This is a genomic window from Microbacterium testaceum, assembly GCF_020781835.1.
Lineage (GTDB): Bacteria > Actinomycetota > Actinomycetes > Actinomycetales > Microbacteriaceae > Microbacterium > Microbacterium testaceum_H.
In genome coordinates this window covers 22,284-40,099 of sequence record NZ_JAJGNJ010000003.1, presented here as the reverse complement: position 1 = coordinate 40,099, position 17,816 = coordinate 22,284, and the positions used below count along the sequence as shown (strand labels likewise).

The 17,816-nt window shown below is 70.2% G+C and carries 15 protein-coding genes; 8 read left to right on the top strand and 7 right to left on the bottom strand.

Going from position 1 to position 17,816, the window contains the following annotated elements:
• Positions 1-59 precede the first annotated feature (59 nt).
• The 7 genes from LL239_RS05040 (at position 60) to LL239_RS05010 (ending at position 8,355) form a co-directional block, all read left to right on the top strand.
• On the top strand, positions 60-1,163 hold the full coding sequence (locus tag LL239_RS05040; protein ID WP_228162366.1) for a BMP family lipoprotein: 1,104 nt from the start codon (positions 60-62) through the stop codon (positions 1,161-1,163).
• 155 nt (positions 1,164-1,318) lie between these two features.
• On the top strand, positions 1,319-2,839 hold the full coding sequence (locus LL239_RS05035) for an ABC transporter ATP-binding protein (protein ID WP_228162365.1): 1,521 nt from the start codon (positions 1,319-1,321) through the stop codon (positions 2,837-2,839).
• The gene (locus LL239_RS05030; RefSeq protein ID WP_228162364.1) at positions 2,836-4,200 is read left to right on the top strand and encodes an ABC transporter permease; all 1,365 of its coding nucleotides are present in this window, start codon (positions 2,836-2,838) and stop codon (positions 4,198-4,200) included. The genes LL239_RS05035 and LL239_RS05030 overlap by 4 nt, the downstream gene beginning before the upstream one ends.
• Positions 4,197-5,495, top strand: coding sequence for an ABC transporter permease (locus LL239_RS05025; protein ID WP_228162363.1), 1,299 nt, complete (start codon positions 4,197-4,199; stop codon positions 5,493-5,495). The genes LL239_RS05030 and LL239_RS05025 overlap by 4 nt, the downstream gene beginning before the upstream one ends.
• A gap of 42 nt (positions 5,496-5,537) precedes the next feature.
• Positions 5,538-5,939, top strand: coding sequence for a cytidine deaminase (locus LL239_RS05020; RefSeq protein ID WP_058595516.1), 402 nt, complete (start codon positions 5,538-5,540; stop codon positions 5,937-5,939).
• A complete protein-coding gene (locus tag LL239_RS05015) occupies positions 5,936-7,225 on the top strand; it encodes a thymidine phosphorylase (protein WP_228162362.1) in 1,290 nt (429 codons plus the stop codon). Before LL239_RS05020 ends, LL239_RS05015 begins: the two co-directional genes overlap by 4 nt.
• Before the next feature lie 23 nt (positions 7,226-7,248).
• Positions 7,249-8,355, top strand: a complete 1,107-nt coding sequence (locus LL239_RS05010) for an adenosine deaminase (protein WP_228162361.1) — start codon at positions 7,249-7,251, stop codon at positions 8,353-8,355.
• A 297-nt stretch (positions 8,356-8,652) separates the two neighbouring features.
• On the opposite strand, the gene LL239_RS05005 is transcribed toward LL239_RS05010, so the two are convergent.
• From LL239_RS05005 to LL239_RS04975, 7 genes are all read right to left on the bottom strand, one after another.
• The gene (locus LL239_RS05005; RefSeq protein ID WP_228162360.1) at positions 8,653-9,552 is read right to left on the bottom strand and encodes a hypothetical protein; all 900 of its coding nucleotides are present in this window, start codon (positions 9,550-9,552) and stop codon (positions 8,653-8,655) included.
• A 289-nt stretch (positions 9,553-9,841) separates the two neighbouring features.
• On the bottom strand, positions 9,842-10,993 hold the full coding sequence (locus LL239_RS05000) for a mannitol-1-phosphate 5-dehydrogenase (protein WP_228162359.1): 1,152 nt from the start codon (positions 10,991-10,993) through the stop codon (positions 9,842-9,844).
• The gene (locus tag LL239_RS04995) at positions 10,990-11,430 is read right to left on the bottom strand and encodes a PTS sugar transporter subunit IIA (protein ID WP_228162358.1); all 441 of its coding nucleotides are present in this window, start codon (positions 11,428-11,430) and stop codon (positions 10,990-10,992) included. The genes LL239_RS05000 and LL239_RS04995 overlap by 4 nt, the downstream gene beginning before the upstream one ends.
• A 103-nt stretch (positions 11,431-11,533) precedes the next feature.
• The gene (locus LL239_RS04990; RefSeq protein WP_228162357.1) at positions 11,534-13,189 is read right to left on the bottom strand and encodes a PTS mannitol transporter subunit IICB; all 1,656 of its coding nucleotides are present in this window, start codon (positions 13,187-13,189) and stop codon (positions 11,534-11,536) included.
• Positions 13,190-13,243: 54 nt separating this feature from the next.
• Positions 13,244-14,926: a phosphoenolpyruvate--protein phosphotransferase gene (ptsP, locus tag LL239_RS04985; protein WP_228162356.1), complete on the bottom strand. Its 1,683-nt coding sequence runs from the start codon at positions 14,924-14,926 to the stop codon at positions 13,244-13,246.
• 15 nt (positions 14,927-14,941) lie between these two features.
• The gene (locus tag LL239_RS04980; protein WP_228162355.1) at positions 14,942-15,217 is read right to left on the bottom strand and encodes an HPr family phosphocarrier protein; all 276 of its coding nucleotides are present in this window, start codon (positions 15,215-15,217) and stop codon (positions 14,942-14,944) included.
• A gap of 23 nt (positions 15,218-15,240) precedes the next feature.
• Positions 15,241-15,567: a PTS sugar transporter subunit IIB gene (locus LL239_RS04975; protein ID WP_228162354.1), complete on the bottom strand. Its 327-nt coding sequence runs from the start codon at positions 15,565-15,567 to the stop codon at positions 15,241-15,243.
• Between the two features lie 166 nt (positions 15,568-15,733).
• Here LL239_RS04975 and LL239_RS04970 point away from each other — a divergent pair, with 166 nt between their 5' ends.
• Positions 15,734-17,662, top strand: a complete 1,929-nt coding sequence (locus tag LL239_RS04970; protein ID WP_228162353.1) for a BglG family transcription antiterminator — start codon at positions 15,734-15,736, stop codon at positions 17,660-17,662.
• Positions 17,663-17,816 lie beyond the last annotated feature (154 nt).

The following is a 17,816-nucleotide window of genomic DNA, read 5'->3' as shown; positions in this document are numbered from 1 at the left end:
GGTAACGTGACTCCATCGTCCCCCGAACCCGTTGGGGGCCCCTTCTTGGAGGACCATTCGTGAAGACCACGAAGAAGGCCGTCGTCAGCGGCCTCGCGATGATCGGCACGGCCGTGCTGCTCGCCGGCTGCGGTGCCGCGCCCGAGAGCGACGGCGGCGCGTCTGCCGGTGCCGGCGCCAGCGACTACCTGCCCTGCATGGTGTCGGATGCCGGTGGATTCGACGACAAGTCGTTCAACCAGCTCGGCAAGGAGGGCGTCGACGAGGCGGCCGCAGAGCTCGGCTCGCAGACCCCCATCGAGGTCGAGTCGCAGTCCGAGACCGACTACGCCTCCAACCTGCAGAGCCTGGTCGACCAGGGCTGCAACACGATCGTGACGGTCGGCTTCCTCCTGGCCCCCGCGGCGCTGGAGTCGGCCACGGCGAACCCCGACCTGCAGTACGTCTCGATCGACGACACCGTCGACAGCGACTTCGACGGCGAGACCGACGCCCCCAACATCAAGCCGATCATCTTTGACACCGCCCAGGCGGCCTACCTCGCCGGCTACCTCGCCGCGGGTGTCTCCGAGACCGGCGTCGTCGGCACCTTCGGTGGCATGAACATCCCGACCGTCACCATCTTCATGGACGGCTTCGCGCAGGGCGTCGAGAAGTACAACGCCGACAACGGTACGTCCGTTCGCGTCGTCGGTTGGGACCGCGCCGCTCAGGACGGCTCCTTCACCGGTGGCTTCGAGGCGAACGACACCGCGCGCCAGACCGCTCAGGCGATCATCGACCAGAACGTCGACGTGCTCCTTCCCGTCGGTGGCCCGATCTACCAGTCGGCCGCTGTCGCCATCCAGGACGCGGGCCGCGAGATCGCCCTCGTCGGTGTCGACGCCGACGTCTACGAGACCGACCCCTCGGTCGGCGACCTGCTGCTGACCTCGATCCTGAAGGGCATCGACGTGGGTACGAAGGACGCCATCGTCGCCGCCGGCAACGGCGAGTTCGACGCCGCGCCGTTCGTCGGCACCCTCGAGAACGAGGGTGTGGGCCTGGCCCCGTACCACGACTGGTCGGACCGCGTCCCCGCCGAGCTGACCACCGAGATCGACGCCCTCAAGGCCGACATCATCAGCGGCGCGATCACCGTCGAGTCCTACCTCGCCGGCTGAGAGCACCACTCTCCTGGGGGAGGCCGGCTCCATGCCGGCCTCCCCTCCCTTATGGGGCGCGACGCTGATCGCGGCGTCGGATGAGACACCCTCACGAGGGGCGTCCGTCCCACCGCACCCCCGCGTGCGGTGCCACAGAACCTAGGATCGGGAACATGAAGCTCGAACTCCGCGGGATCACGAAGACCTTCGGATCCCTGGTGGCGAACGATCACATCGACCTCACCGTCGAGGCCGGCGAGATCCACTGCCTGCTCGGCGAGAACGGTGCCGGCAAGTCCACCCTGATGAACGTCCTCTACGGCCTCTACCAGGCCGATGGGGGAGAGATCCTGCTGGACGACGCCGTCCAGCACTTCGCCGGCCCCGGCGATGCGATGCGCGCCGGTATCGGCATGGTGCACCAGCACTTCATGCTCATCCCGGTCTTCACCGTCGCCGAGAACGTCATGCTCGGCCACGAGCCGACGAAGTTCGGCGGTCGGCTCGACCTGGCCGCCGCGCGCGCAAAGGTCACGGAGATCTCCGACCGCTTCGGATTCGACGTCGACCCCGACGCCCTCGTGGACGATCTGCCCGTCGGCGTGCAGCAGCGCGTCGAGATCATCAAGGCCCTCTCCCGTGATGCCAAGGTCCTCGTGTTCGACGAGCCGACCGCCGTGCTGACGCCGCAGGAGACCGACGAGCTGATGGCGATCATGCGGCAGCTGAAGGCCTCCGGAACCTCGATCGTCTTCATCACGCACAAGCTGCGAGAGGTGCGCGAAGTCGCCGATCGCATCACCGTGATCCGTCTCGGCAAGGTCGTCGGCGAGGCCGACCCCCGCGCGTCGAACGCCGAGCTCGCGTCCTTGATGGTCGGTCGCGCCGTGGAGCTCACGGTGCAGAAGCAAGCCCCCTCGCTCGGCGAGGTGGGCCTGTCCGTCTCGCACCTCACCGTCGTCGACCCGATCGGCCAGCTCGTGGTCAACGACGTCAGCTTCGAGGTCCGTCGCGGCGAGGTCCTCGCCATCGCGGGCGTGCAGGGCAACGGCCAGACCGAGCTCACCGAGGCGCTCCTCGGCCTGCAGGATCGCGTCGAAGGATCCATCGTCCTCGACGGCAGCGAGCTGAACGGCCGCAGCGTCCGCGCCGTGCTCGACGCCGGCGTCGGGTTCGTGCCCGAGGACCGCAAGGAAGACGGCCTGGTGGGGGAGTTCTCCATCGCAGAGAACCTCATGCTCGACCGGTCCGACGGCGCCCCGTTCGTGAAGGGCGGGTCGCTTCAGCTGTCCACGCTCGCCGACTTCGCCCGCGACAAGGTGAGCGAGTTCGACGTTCGCACCCCCTCGATCGAGACGCCGGTGGGTCGCCTCTCCGGCGGCAACCAGCAGAAGGTCGTGCTCGCCCGCGAGCTCAGCCGCGATCTACGGCTGTTCGTCGCCGCGCAGCCGACACGCGGCGTCGACGTCGGCTCGATCGAATTCATCCACAAGCGCGTCATCGAGACCCGTGACGCCGGTGTTCCCGTGATCGTCGTCTCCACCGAGCTCGACGAGGTCACCGCTCTGGCCGACCGCATCATGGTCATGTATCGCGGGCGCGTCGTCGGGATCGTCCCGGGCGACACCTCGCGCGACGTCCTCGGCCTCATGATGGCCGGCGAAGCGCCTCAGAACGAAGGAGTCGCCGCGTGAGCGATCCGCACAGCCCGCACGATCCCACGGCGTCGCGCTCCGACCGAGCCGCCGAAGTGGCCGCCGCCACCGAAGCAGACGTCGCGCTCGAGGGCGGCGCCGTCGTCGACACCGCCGCCGGCGCACGTGTCACGTCACCGCCGCCCGCATCGGACGAGAACCGGTGGCGCCGTGCCCTGCGCGAGATCGCCACCGGGAACGCGATCATCTCCGTCCTCGCCGTCGTGCTGGCTCTGCTGGTCGGCGCGATCATGATCGCCGCGACCGACGAGAACGTGCAGGCAGCGGCCGGATACTTCTTCGCCCGTCCTGGCGACACCCTGACGGCGATCTGGCAGTCGGTGTCCGGCGCGTACGCGTCGTTCTTCCAGGGCGCGGTGTACAACTTCCGCAGGCCCGAGTTCGCCACCGGCATCCGGCCCCTGACCGAGACGCTCACGTTCGCGACGCCGCTGATCGCGGCCGGCCTCGGCGTCGCCCTGGCCTTCCGCGTCGGGATGTTCAACATCGGCGGTCGCGGCCAGATGCTGGTCGCCGCCGCCGCCGGCGGATACGTCGCCTTCGCCTTCGATCTGCCGTGGGGGCTGCACGCGTTGGTCGCCCTCGTCGCCGGCGTCGCCGCCGGCGCGATCTGGGCCGGTATCGCGGGGGTGCTCAAGGCCCGCACCGGTGCGCACGAGGTGATCGTCACGATCATGCTCAACTACGTCGCGTTCTATCTCGTGTACTACATGCTGCGCACCCCCGGGCTGCTGCAGGCCCCGGGCTCCAGCAACCCCACGACGCCGGCGATGAAAGAGACCGCGGTCTTCCCCGACCTGCTCGGCTCCGGGTACAACCTCCACTTCGGTTTCGTGCTGTCGATCGCGGCCGTGATCCTGGTGTGGTGGATCCTCGAGCGCTCCTCGCTCGGTTTCCGCTTCCGCGCGGTGGGGCTGAACCCCCACGCCGCGCGCGTTGCCGGCATCAACGTGAAGTCGATGTACGTGTACGCGATGCTGATCTCCGGCGGCCTCATCGGTCTCGCCGGCGTCGACCAGGTGCTGGGCACCGTGACCACGGGCTTTTCCAGTGGCATCGACGCGGGCATTGGGTTCGACGCCATCACGGTGGCGCTGCTGGGCCGTTCCACTCCGGTCGGCGTCCTCGTGGCCGGCATCCTGTTCGGCGCGTTCAAGGCGGGCGGCTTCGCCATGCAGGCCGCCAACGGCGTCCCGATCGACATCGTCCTGGTCGTCCAGTCGCTCATCGTGCTCTTCATCGCGGCCCCGCCGCTGGTGCGCGCGATCTTCCGCCTGCCGGCTCCCGGAGCGCGCCAGCCGAAGGCTCGCGCCGCCAAGAAGAAGGAGGCGGCCCGATGAGCACCACCGCCGCACGCCCCGAGGCCGCACCCGCGGCTGACGCGCTCGACACCGCCGTCGTCGTCAGCTGGAAGGCGCCGATCGTCTACGGCGTCATCACGGTCCTCGCCGCCGTGCTCTTCGTCATCGCGCGGCAGGACGGCGACGCCGTCTTCCGCATCTCCAGCCCCGGTGAGTTCATCCAGCTGCCCGAGGTCGTCCTCGGCGGCGTCGTCACCGGAGCGGTCTGCACCGTGCTGCTGGCACTGGTGACGCTCGCGAGCGTGCTGATGGTCCGGGCGCACCGTCGTCCCCCGATCTGGTTGGCCGTCATCTTCGCGCTGGTGTTCATGGTGGGCTTCCTGACGTGGGCCGCCGCCGGTGCGACGACCGCGGTCATCCCGCTCACGGGTCTTCTCGCGGGAGGCCTCAGCCTGTCCGTGCCCCTGATCTTCGGTGCCATGTGCGGTGTGCTCAGCGAGCGCGTCGGAGTGGTCAACATCGCGATCGAGGGGCAGCTGCTGGCCGGCGCCTTCACGTCGGCGGTCGTCGCGACGATGACCGGGAACCCCTATATCGGCCTCATCGCCGCCGCCGTCGCGGGCGTCCTCGTGTCGTTCGTGCTGGCCGCCTTCGCGATCAAGTACTTCGTCGACCAGGTGATCGTCGGCGTCGTGCTGAACGTGCTGGTGGTCGGCCTGACGAGCTTCCTGTTCTCGCAGCTGCTGTCCCCGAACGCGGCGGCGTTGAACTCGCCGCCGCGATTCGCGAGGCTGCCGATCCCCGTGCTGGCCGATATCCCGATCATCGGGCCCATGCTGTTCAACCAGACGATCATCGTGTACCTGATGTACGTCACGGTCGTGGCCGTCTACGTCGGTCTGTTCCACACGCGTTGGGGTCTGCGCCTGCGGGCCGTGGGCGAGCACCCCCAGGCGGCCGACACGGTGGGCATCAACATCGCCCGGACCCGCTTCTGGAACGTCTCGCTGGGCGGTGCCATCGCCGGCCTCGGCGGTGCCTTCTTCACCCTCGGATCCGTCGGTGCCTTCAACAAGGAGATGACGGCAGGTGCCGGTTACATCGCCCTCGCCGCGGTCATCTTCGGTCAGTGGGACCCGATCCGGGCGACGCTCGCGGCGCTGCTGTTCGGCTTCGCCTCCAACCTGCAGAACACCCTCGGCGTCATCGGCTCGCCCGTGCCGAGCGAGTTCATGCTCATGCTGCCGTACGTCGTGACGATCTTCGCCGTCGCGGGTCTGGTCGGGAAGGTCCGCGGCCCCGCGGCCGCCGGCAAACCGTACGTCAAGGGCTGATCCGGCCCGCCTTCCCTTCACGAGAGGATCCACCGCTCCACGATGACCGACATCGACTGGGACGAACTCCGTTCCGCCGCCACCGAGGCGATGCACCGCGCCTACGCCCCCTACTCCCGCTTTAAGGTGGGCGCCGCGGCCCTCGTCGCCGACGGGCGCATCGTCTCGGGGTGCAACGTCGAGAACGCGTCGTACGGCGTGACCCTCTGCGCCGAGTGCGGACTCGTGTCCGAGCTGCACATGAGCGGCGGCGGACAGCTCGTGGCGTTCGTCTGCGTCGACGGGGAGGGGCGCACGCTCATGCCCTGCGGGCGGTGCCGGCAGCTGCTGTTCGAGCACGCCATCCCGGGCATGCTGCTCGAGACGGTCAGCGGCATCCGGACGATCGACGAGGTCCTGCCCGACGCTTTCGGTCCGCGCGACCTCGAGGAGGCGGCCCGGTGAGCGGCGAACAGTACGACGCCGTCGACATCATCCGGGCGCAGCGCGACGGGCGCGCCATCTCCGAGGGCGAGATCCGGTGGCTGGTCGACGCCTACACGCGCGGCTACGTCATGGACGCGCAGATGTCGGCGTTCACGATGGCGGTGCTGCTGAACGGCCTCGGCCGCGACCAGATCCGCGTGCTGACGGATGCCATGATCGCCTCGGGCGAGCGCATGGACTTCTCGTCGCTGGGCAAGCCCACCGTCGACAAGCACTCGACCGGCGGCGTGGGCGACAAGATCACGCTGCCGCTCGCGCCGCTCGTCGCCGCATTCGGCGTCGCCGTTCCACAGCTGTCAGGACGCGGGCTCGGGCACACCGGAGGGACACTCGACAAGCTCGAGTCCATTCCGGGCTGGCGCGCTGCCCTGTCCAACGACGAGATCCTCGCGCAGCTCGCCGACGTGGGTGCGGTGATCTGCGCGGCGGGTACCGGGCTGGCCCCCGCCGACAAGAAGCTCTATGCGCTGCGCGATGTCACCGGCACCGTCGAGGCCATCCCGTTGATCGCCTCGAGCATCATGTCGAAGAAGATCGCCGAGGGCACCGACTCGCTCGTCCTCGACGTGAAGTTCGGCTCGGGCGCGTTCATGCAGGACATCGACCGGGCACGCGAGCTCGCCGAGACGATGGTCGCGCTCGGCACCGACTCGGGCGTGAACACCACGGCCTTGCTCACCGACATGAACACCCCGCTGGGTCGCGCGATCGGCAACGCCAACGAGGTGCGCGAGTCGGTCGAGGTGCTCGCCGGCGGGGGGCCCGCCGACGTCGTCGAGCTCACCGTCGCGCTCGCCCGCGAGATGCTGACGCTCGCCGGACAGCCCGATGCCGATGTCGAGGCGGCCCTGGCCGACGGCCGTGCGATGGACGTGTGGAAGCGCATGATCCGCGCGCAGGACGGCGATCCGGATGCCGCGCTCCCCACGCCGCGCGAAACGCACACCGTCGTGTCCGACCGCGCGGGCGTCGTCACGCGGGTCGAAGCCCTGCCGTTCGGCATCGGGGCGTGGCGCTTGGGTGCCGGCCGCGCGCGCGCCGAGGACGCCGTCGTGCACGCCGCGGGCATCGACCTGCACGTCACGGTGGGCGAATCCGTCGCCGCCGGTCAGCCGCTGTTCACCCTCTCGGCCGATGATGAGACGCGTTTCGCGCGCGCCCTCGAAGCGGTCGAGGGCGCGTGGGAGATCGGCGATGTCGCTCCCGTGCGCACCCCGCTCGTGCGCGAGCGCATCACCGCGTGATGGCATCCGACCCGAGGAGCAGCATGGCCACCGACGACGTCCGCATCCAGGGCAAGAAGCTCAAGAACCTGCCGAAGGTGTCGCTGCACGACCACCTCGATGGGGGCATGCGCGCGCAGACCGTGCTCGAACTCGCCGACGACCTCGACCTCGACCTTCCCGCGGATGACGCCGCGGGCCTCGAGGACTGGTTCTCGGACCACGTCGAGTCGGGTTCGCTCGAGGACTACCTCGAGAAGTTCTCGCTCACCGTCGGCGTGCTGCAGACCCGCGAGGGCCTCGTGCGGGCGGCGAAGGAGTTCGTCGAAGACCTCGCGGACGACGGCGTCGTCTACGGCGAAGTGCGGTGGGCGCCAGAGCAGCACCTCACGCGCGGCCTGAGTCTCGATGATGTCGTGGATGCCGTGCAGGAGGGCATCGAGGAAGGCGAGGATGCCGCGGACGCGCGCGGCAAGGACATCCGCGTCGGGCAGCTGCTCACGGCGATGCGGCAGGGGTCCCGCTCCCGCGAGATCGCCGAGCTCGCGGTGGCGTGGCGCGGGCGCGGGGTGGTCGGCTTCGACCTCGCCGGTCCCGAGGACGGTTTCCCGGCGGCGAACCACCGCGCGGCGTTCGACTACCTCGCCGAGCGGTTCTTCCCCACGACCGTGCACGCCGGCGAAGGGGCGGGGCTGGCATCCATCCGCTCCGCGCTGATCGACGGTCGGGCGGTGCGCCTCGGGCACGGTGTGCGGATCGCCAACGACCTCGACGTCGTCTCGCGTGAGGGCGAGGAGGTGCTGGTCACCTTCGGTGACATGGCGCGATGGGTCCGCGACCGCGAGATCACGCTGGAGCTGTCGCCGACGTCGAACCTGCAGAGCGGCGCGGTCACGGCGTGGGGCGACACGATGGACGCCCACCCGTTCGACCTGCTCTACCAGCTCGGGTTCTCGGTCACGGTGAACGTCGACAACCGTCTGATGAGCCGCACGACTCTGACGCGCGAGCTGGGGCTGCTGGCGCAGGCGTTCGACTACGACCTCGACGACTTCGAGGCGTTCCAGCTCAACGCCGCCGCGGGGGCGTTCCTGCCGGTCGAGGAGCGTGAGGAGCTCATCGAGATCATCGCCGAGGGCTTCGCGCGCTGAGCGGCGTCGCGGCGGCCCGGGGGCCCGCTCTCCGGAGCGCACTCGCCCGACCCGGTCTCGCGTGCGGCCAACCGGGTCGCGGGGCTGGGTTTCTCCGGAGCGCGGCACACGTCGACGCAGAGGCGGCGACGTGGCGTCCCGGGAGCGCGCGACGCTGTCTTCTGATCTCGGACCGGTGGAGCCGCGCCGGTCGGGTGCGGGCCGGGTGCGGGCCGGGTGCGGGTGGGGTGCCGGTGGTGTGCGGGACGGCTGCGGGTGGGGTGCGGGTCGGGTGCCGGTGGCGTGCCGCGCTCCGGATTATGGCCGCATAAACCTGCTGCGCCGTGCGCTGCTCGCCCGGAAGGCGCGAGTTTCTCCGGAGTGCGGCACGGCTCGTCCGTGACCGAGAATCTCCTCGAGCTGCGCGCGTACGGCGTCGGGTCGGGAGAGCACGTCCGTGGCGAGCAGGCGGACGGTGACATACCCCCGCGCGAGAGCGGCGGCATCGCGACGTCGGTCCCGCATCTGAGCCTCCCAACCGGAATGGAACTGGCGGCTGTCGCACTCGACGATGAGCCACCCGTCGACGACGAGGTCGACACGACCGACGCCGTCGATGACCACCTGCAGCTCCGGGCGGTGACCCAGCGTGCGCAGGATCAGCCGCACAAGGGTCTCGACCCCCGCCTCGCTGCGCCGATCCAGCAGCCCGCGAAGCACCTGGAACCGGGGCGGGAGCCGCCGGAAGACGTCGCCGATAGCGCGCTCGTCGACGAGTCCGATGTGCCACGCGCTGTCGAGCGTCGCGATGGCGTGTCGTGCCGGTTGACAGATGACGGCCTGTGCGAGCGCCTCTGTGATCTCGACCACGAGCGACTCCGCGGGTGCTGCCGTCGGGCGCCAGTGGCAGCGAACCGACACCGGATGCGGCGGTAGGCGGGTCGCGTGGGGATCGATCTGGATGTGCGTGCCCGCCCGGGTGTGAACGAAGACCCCCAGATGCGACAGCAACGAGACGCAGTCGAGGCGGCCGCCCCATCGAGCCGCGTCGATCATGACTTCGGGGGTATGCCGCGGGGCGTATCGTCCCAGCCGCAGACGAAGGAGATCGCCCCGCGCGACGGCGGCGGTGATGTCGCGTTTGGTCAGCCCGGACTCTCTGAGCGCGCTCGTCGACAGTGATCGGGAGAAATCGGTCGGGAGGGGGCGGCCGTGCACCGACCCAGCTTGGGACGTTCCGCCCCCCACGACGGCCCGTTAGGCGAAGCTGTGGATGGTCGACGGCTGTGGAGGAATGGTGGGCACCCGCGCAGGTCTGTGCCGCGCTCCGGAGTGATGGCGTCGGATCCGCACGCCTGGCAGGCCCACCGGCCGCAAACGGCAGTACTCTCCGGAGCGCGGGACGGCACCGCGCCGCGCCGCGGGGCGCCGACACCGCAGGACACGACAACGCCGGCGGAGCGCACGGGGCGCCCCGCCGGCGGACGGCGCGGGGGTGTCGGTCAGCTCACGAGCGCAGTGCCGCCTGTCGCGCGGCCACGATCTCGACGATCCGCGGGAACAGCGGGTGCTCCGGCTCGAGGCCGGTGACCTCCGCCGTGAAGGTGTCGGCGTCGAGCTCGCCGAGGAGGCGCTCCAGCTCCACGGCCTGGGCGTCCTCGGCATCCTGGAACTCCAGGGCCGCGGCCATCGCCGCGACGAGCGCGTCCACGGGCAGCCCCCGCTCGATCGCCTCGGCGGCGGGTCCGACGAAGCGCTCGTGACGTGAGAGCTTGCGCAGCGGCTGACGTCCGACGCGCCACACGGTGTCGGGGAGTGCGGGGTTGCGGAAGCGGCGCAGGATCGTCTCGCGATACTGCCCCTGCACTTCGGCGTCGAGCTCGTGCTTCTGCACGAGCAGTGCGCTGGTCTCCTCCAGCGCAGCCTCCACCTGTGCGGCGATGTCAGCATCGGACAGGGCGTCGGAGATGCGCTCGACCCCGGCGCGGGCGCCGAAATAGGCGGTGGCCGCGTGACCGGTGTTGACGGTGAAGAGCTTCCGCTCGATGTACGGCGTCAGGTCGTCGACGAAGTGGGCGCCGGGGATGTGCGGCGGGTTGTCGCCGAAGGGACCGCGCTCGATGGCCCACTCGTAGAACGGCTCGACGGTGACGTCGACACCGCCCTGCGCCTGGGCGGGGACGATGCGGTCGACCGCGGTGTTGGCGAACACCGCGCGCGACGCCAGCGCGTCCCAGGACTCGCCCGCGAGCTCGACCACGTGCTCGCGCAGCTGGTCGGTCGCGCCGATCGCGTTCTCGCACGCCATGATGTGCAGCGGCGGGAGCGAGGGGTCGCGCAGGGCGAGACCGGCGACGATGTGCGGTGCGACGAACTTCAGGATCGTGGGGCCCACGGCGGTCGTGACCACATTCGCCGTGGCGATCTCGTCGACCAGCGCCTCGGCATCCGTCGAACTGTCGATCGCGCGGAAACCGGTCACCGTCTTGTCGGTGCCGCCTTCGCCGACCTCGTGGACGGTGTACTCGGATGCCGCGTTGATCGCGGCGACCAGCGGAGCGGAGACGTCGGAGAAGACGAGGTCGTAGCCGCCCTCGTGCAGCAGCAGACCGACGAAGCCCCGACCGATGTTGCCGGCTCCGAAGTGGACGGCCTTCATGCGTTGACGGAACCCGCGAGGGCCTCGAACAGCTCCTCGGGGGAGGAGGCGGCCTTCAGACGCGCGACGTCGTCCTCCTCGGAGAAGAGGATCGCGATCTGGGACAGGATCTCGAGGTGCTCATCGCCCTTGCCTGCGATGCCGATGACGAAGGTCACGGGCTCCCCGCCCCAGTCGACGCCCCCGTCGTAGCGGACGACCGAGAGCCCGGAGGTCAGGATCGCCTGCTTGGTCTCGTTGGTGCCGTGCGGGATGGCGAGCTCGTTGCCCATGTAGGTGGACACCGTCTCCTCGCGCTGCTGCATGGCGCTGAAGTACTCACCGGTGACGGAGCCGGAGGCTTCGAGCAGGTCGGCGGCCTCCTTCATCGCCTCCTCGCGGGTGGCGCTGCCGGGGTGGATGCGGACGGATTCGATACGCAGGACGTCGTTCGCCATGGATCTCGCCTTTCTCGTCGTGCCGTCCAGCCTCGCAGGAAGCGAGCCGGACGGGAAGGCGGAGGGGCCGGAACGAAAGCTCCGGCCCCTCCGTGGTAGGGAATTACTTCGCTTCGTGCTGGGCGCGGACCATCTCCACGACCTCGTCGTACTTCGGCGAGTTCATGAAGTTGTCCACCGACACGTGGATGGCGTCGGGGTTCTGCGCCTTAGCGCGGTCCGTGAGCTGGTTCTGCGTGATGACCAGGTCGGCGGTGCCGTCGAGGTTCGCGATCGCCTGGTTGGTGACCGTGACCCCGTCGATGCCGGCCTTCTTGATCTTGTTGCGCAGGACGCTGGCGCCCATCGCCGACGAGCCCATGCCCGCGTCGCAGGCGAACACGATCGTGTTCAGCTGCTTGGTGGCCACGGCACCGCCGATGCCCCCGAGGGCGCCTTCGACGTCGCGGTCGGCGGAGGCGGTGACATCGCTCGAGGAACGGTTGCGCAGGGCTCCCAGCGTCGAGGACTCCTTGCCCTTGTTCGCCTCGGTCTGGTCGATCGCCGCGGCGAACGCGTCGTCGCCGCCCTCGGCCGCCAGGTCACGCTTGCGCGAGGCGCGCAGGATGACGCCCGCCACCAGGAAGGTGACCGCGGCGGCCACGATGACCGAGAGGTAGACGACCAGGAGGTTGGCCGGGCCCGCGCCGATCGCGGCGGCGGTCACGGCGATGATGCTGCCGGGAGCAGCCGGGAACACCAGGCCGCCGCCGAAGATCATGTTCGTCGTCACGCCCGCGGCGCCACCGGCGATGAGCGCGAGGATCGTCATCGGCTTGGCGAGCGCGTACGGGAAGTAGATCTCGTGGATGCCACCGAAGAACTGGATGATGATCGCGCCCGGCGCCGAAGCCTTGGCCGCACCGACACCGAAGAAGGTGAAGGCCAGGAGCAGGCCCAGGCCCGGTCCGGGGTTGGCCTCGATGAGGAACAGGATCGACTTGCCCGTCTCCGCGGCCTGCTCGACACCGAGCGGGGTGAAGACACCGTGGTTGATGGCGTTGTTGAGGAACAGCACCTTCGCGGGCTCGACGATGATCGACAGCAGCGGCAGCAGGTTGAACTGAACGAGCCAGCCGACGATGCCGCCGAGGAACGCGCTGATACCGAGGAACACGGGGCCGAAGGCGAAGAACCCGACGATCGCGAGGACCATGCCGAGGATGCCGGCGGAGAAGTTGTTCACCAGCATCTCGAAGCCGGGGCGGATCTTGCCGTCCCAGATGCGGTCCATCTGCTTCGTGATCCAGGCAGCCAGCGGGCCCATGATCATGGCGCCGAGGAACATGGGGATGTTCGTGCCGACGATGACGCCCATGACGGCGATCGTGGCGACCACTCCACCGCGCGCGCCGTAGACCATGCGGCCGCCGGTGTTCGCGATGAGGAGGGGCAGGAGGTAGGTGATCATGACGCTCACGAGACCGACGTATCCCTGGTAGGTGCCGTCGGCACCCTCCGTGAGGGCCGTCATGGCGCCCGGCCAGCCGATCTGAGCGGCGTCACCGCCGCCGCCGATGATCTCGGCCACGGGGGCCCAGTGCCAGCCGAAGGGGCTGTCCGCGCCGAAGAACCCGGCGGGGATGAAGAGCATGGTGATGAAGCCCCACGCGATGAACGCCGCGATGTTGGGCATGATCATGCCGGAGAGGAACGTGCCGAATCGCTGGACTGCGACCCGTGCTCCTCCCGGCTTCTTGGCTGTCGACGCCGTCGTCATTGCTGTGTCTCCTTGTTGTGGGTGTGCGACCGGGGTCGCGGGTGGGGGCGCGGCTCAGGCCGCGGTGGATCCGGAGGCGGCCTGGGCGGCCTCCCGTGCGGAGGCCGCGTCATCGGCGGCCAGAGCGGCCTCGGCGATGCGGCGGGCATCGTCGAGAGTGTGGGTGAGCAGTGTGGCGCGCACGTCGGCGAGGGCGGTGGGGGCCATCGACAGCGTGGTGGCGCCGAGTCCGACGAGCACGACCGCCAGCAGCGGGTCGGCTGCGGCCTCGCCGCAGATACCGACGGGCTTGCCGTTCGCGCGACCGGCGGCCCCGACCTCACGGATCAGGCGGAGGACGGCCGGATGCCAGGGGTCCTGGAAGGACGCGACCGAACCGAGCAGCCGGTCGGCGGCCAGGGTGTACTGCGTCAGGTCGTTCGTCCCGATCGAGGCGAAGTCGGCGATCTGCAGGATCCGGTCGGCCAGGAGCGCGGAAGACGGCACCTCCACCATCACGCCCGTGGTCTTCAGACCGTAGTCCTTGGCCAGGGCCGTGAAGTAGCGGGTCTCCTCGACGGTGGACACCATGGGCGCCATGACCCACAGGTCGGCGGGGCCCGCCGCGCTCTTGCGGGTCTCGGCATCCGCCTCCGCCAGGGCCGTCAACTGCTCGCGCAGGATGTCCTCGCTCGCGCGGAGCGCCCGCAGACCCCGCAGGCCCAGAGCGGGGTTCTCCTCGTGCGCGTCGTTGAGGAAGGGGAGGGGCTTGTCGGCACCGGCGTCGAGCACGCGCACGACGACCTTCTTGCCGGGGAAGGCGCTCAGCAATTCCACGTATGCGGCGCGCTGCTCCTCGACCGTGGGCGCGGAGCTGGAGCTCAGGAACAGGAACTCGGTGCGGAAGAGTCCGACGCCCTCGGCGCCGAGCTCGACCGCCTCGGCGGCACCGCCGGGCTTTCCGAGGTTCGCCAGCAGCGGCACCTTCGTCCCGTCGGCGAGGGCGCCGTCGGTGATGGGGGCCGAAGCGGCGGCCGCCCGCGCGTCCGCGCGGTTCTGTGCGCGCGCCAGATCGTCGTCGCTCGGGTCGACCGTGACGACGCCGGCGGCGGCATCCACGATCACCATCTGCCCGTCGACCAGATCCTTCGCGCCGCTGGCGCCGACGACGGCGACGATGGACTTCTCTCGCGCAAGGATCGCGGTGTGCGAGGTGGGTCCGCCCTCGGTGGTCACGAGCGCGAGCACCTTGTCGAGGTCGAGCAGGGCGGTGTCGGCGGGGGCGAGGTCCTTCGCGACCAGGACGAACGGGTGTCCCGGGTCGGGCACGCCGGGAGCGGCGACGCCTCGAAGACGGGCGATGACGCGCTGAGCGACGTCATCGAGGTCGGCTGCGCGCTCGCCGAGATAGCCGCCGAGGGCGATGAGCTGCTCGCGGAAGGAGGCGAAGGCGTCGTGGACGGCGAACTCGCCGGTCTTGCCCGCGGTGAGGCGCGCGTCGACCTCGGCTTCGAGGGTCGGGTCCTCGGCGATCATGGCCTGCGCTTCGAGGACTTCGCGCGCTGCGCCACCGGCCTGGGCGCCGCGCGCCTCGAGCTCGCGTGCCACGGCGGCGACGGCTTCGCGCACGCGCGCCGTCTCGTCCTCCACCGATCGCTCGCTGGGGGTGTCCTTCGGGGCGGGCAGGGGCTCGGCCATGCGCGCGATGGGTCCCTGGGCGACTCCCAGTCCGATTCCGACTCCGCGGAGTTCCGTCATGTTCCTGTGCTTCCTTTATTCGGCGTCGTGGTCGGTGGTCAGCAGCTCGGCGAGGCGCTCGAGCGTCGCCTCGGCGGTGTCGCCGTCGGCTGTGAGCGTGACGTAGTCCCCCTGCTCCAGGCCCAACGCGATGATGCCCAGGATGCTCGCGGCGTTGACCGGGCTTCCGGCGTCTTTGGAGAGGGTCACCGGGATGCCGGACTCCTTCGCCGCCTGGGCGAAGAGCTTCGCGGGGCGGGCGTGCAGGCCGTGCGACGAGCCGATGCGGACCGTCCGGGTGATCTGGGGCATGGGTGTTCCTTTCCGGCGGCGGGTCAGACGGTGTCCGCGGATTCCCGCGCGCCCATCGCCTCTTCCACGAGAGCGAGCGTGCGGGTACCGGTCAGGTCGGTGAAGACGTCCTCGGGCAGCAGCGCGACCCGCACCCCCCGTGTCGCGGCATCCTGCTGTATCCGTTCCAACTCGGGACCGAGGTGCGGGCCGACGAGGACGATGTCGGTCGCGAGCAGGTCGATCGGGTACGACCGCACGGTCCCCGCCGAAGCGGAGTAGGGGAGGCCGCGATCGTGGGCGGCGCGTTGAACACGCTGTGCGACGAATGTGCTCGACGCACCCGCGCCGCACACCACGAGGATCTTCATCGACCCGCCTCCTTTGACTCGATTCTCGGTACCGCGTTCACAGCAGACAACCAGGTTCGTTTCCCACCCCCCGGAACGCGGATGCCGCGGCCCCGACGCCGCGGGCGACACCGCGTGGTTGGATGGAGGGAGCGTTGCCATCCGGGGGCGGCGCGGAGGACGGATCGTGACGACGAAAGCTCGCCAAGACCGCCTGCTGGCCCTGCTGCTGCGGGACGCGGAGTGGTCCACGGCCGCGTCCCTGGCGGATGCGCTGGGTGTGACCCCTCGCAGCGTGCGCTCGTACGTCACGGCGGTGAACGCCCGGGTGCCCGGGGGTGCGGCGATCGAGTCCGGTCCGCTCGGGTACCGCGCCGGTTCGGACGCGGCCGTCGCGCTGCGCTCCGGCTCCCCGGCCGACAGCGGCACTCCGCGGGATCGCCTGCACACGCTCGTGCGGCGGCTGCTCGATTCCGCGGACGGCATCGACGTCTTCGAGACCGCCGATTCGCTGCACGTCAGCGCCGCCACCCTCGAGGCCGACCTTGCGCGCGTGCGGGGGCTCCTCGGCGGAACCGAGCTCACCCTGGAGCGCTCGGCATCCACCGCCCGTCTGCGCGGAACCGAGGTCGCCCAGCGCCGGCTGCTGTCCAAGCTCGCGCACGACGAGATGGATGCCGGGATGTTCGATCTCGACGCCCTGAGACGCACGCTGGGTGAGAGGTCGGTAGGCGCCCGGGCATTCGGGCCGTTCAAGGCCGAACTCGTCGCGGAGCTGGGGGCCCTCGGATACTTCGTCAACGAGATCGGGATCGGCGATGTCGTCATGCACATCGCGATCGCCGCCGACCGGGTCACGCGCGACCGGGGCCTGGGCGCGGCGGCGGGGGAGTCTTCGGATGCCGCGGATGTCGTCGCCGATCTGCTCGACCGCCTCACCCTCAAACACATCGGCGTGCAGCTCGGCGCGGGTGACCTCCGCCACCTCGCCACCCTCGTCCTCACGCGCATCGTCGCCCCCGGGGCGCCCGCCGCCGACGACGTGCGTGCGCGCCTCGACCCTGCGGTGGAGGACGCCGTGCGCGCCGTCGTCGAGGCCGCGGCATCCCAGTTCCTCGTCGACATCGCGCACGACGACTTCGTGCTGCGGCTCGCCCTGCACGTGCAGAATCTGCTGCACCGCTCGCGCGAGCAGGCCTGGTCGCGCAACCCGCTCACCCGCTCCCTGAAGTCGACGTACCCGATGATCTTCGAGGTGGCGGTGTACATCGCCAAGGGGCTGCAGGACGCTCTCGGCATCCCGATCCTCGACGACGAGATCGCGTACATCGCCATGCACGTCGGCGGGCGGCTCGAGCGCAGCCGTCGTTCCGATCAGCTGCTGACCGCGACGATCGTGTGCCCCGGCTACTACGAGCTGCACGAGCTGCTGCGCTCGAGCGTCGACCGCTCGCTCGGGCAGGCGATCGAGGTCGTCGGGGTCGAGACCCGCATCGACCCCACGTGGGATTCCATCGACACCGACCTCGTCCTGACCACGATCGACCCGCCGCGTCCCGGCGACCGGTTCGTTCGGATCCAGCCGTTCCTCACCGACGCCGACGTCGAACGCGTGCAGGCCGCGGCGTCGCGGGTGCGACGGGCCCGGCGTCTGGCGCGGCTGCGCGCGGAGCTCGAGCGGTACTTCTCGCCCGACGCTTTCATCCGGGGCCTGGATGCCGCCGACGGCGAGGCGGGCGTCATCCGTCGGCTCGGTGGGCTGCTGGTGGCCGAGGGCGTCATCGACGACGACTACGTCGCCCGGGCGGTCGAGCGCGAAGCGATCTCGTCCACGGCGTTCACCGATGCGCTCGCGGTGCCGCACGCGATGGGGATGACCGCGACGCAGACCCGCATCGCCATCGGCATCGCCGACCCGTCCATCGCGTGGGGCGAGGGGCGGGTGCAGGTCGTGGCGCTCGTGGCGTTCTCGGAGACCGACCGCGAAGCCTTCCAGACCGTGTTCGAGCAGTTCGTCGAGGTGTTCAGCGAACGCGACAGCGTGCAGCGCATCGTGCGCCGGGGGACCGACTTCCCGGCGTTCCTGGATGAGCTGGTGGCGGTGATCGACGGCTGACGCTCGGCTGCGTGGCATCCCCGCGGGGTTGGGGCGCGGGTCATGCAGTGGGGCGGCGGGCTTCGGGTTTGGGGCGCGGGTTGTGCAGTGGGGCGGCGGGCTTCGGGTTTTGGGGCGCGGGTCGTGCAGCGGGGCGGCCGGCGCGCGACGGTGG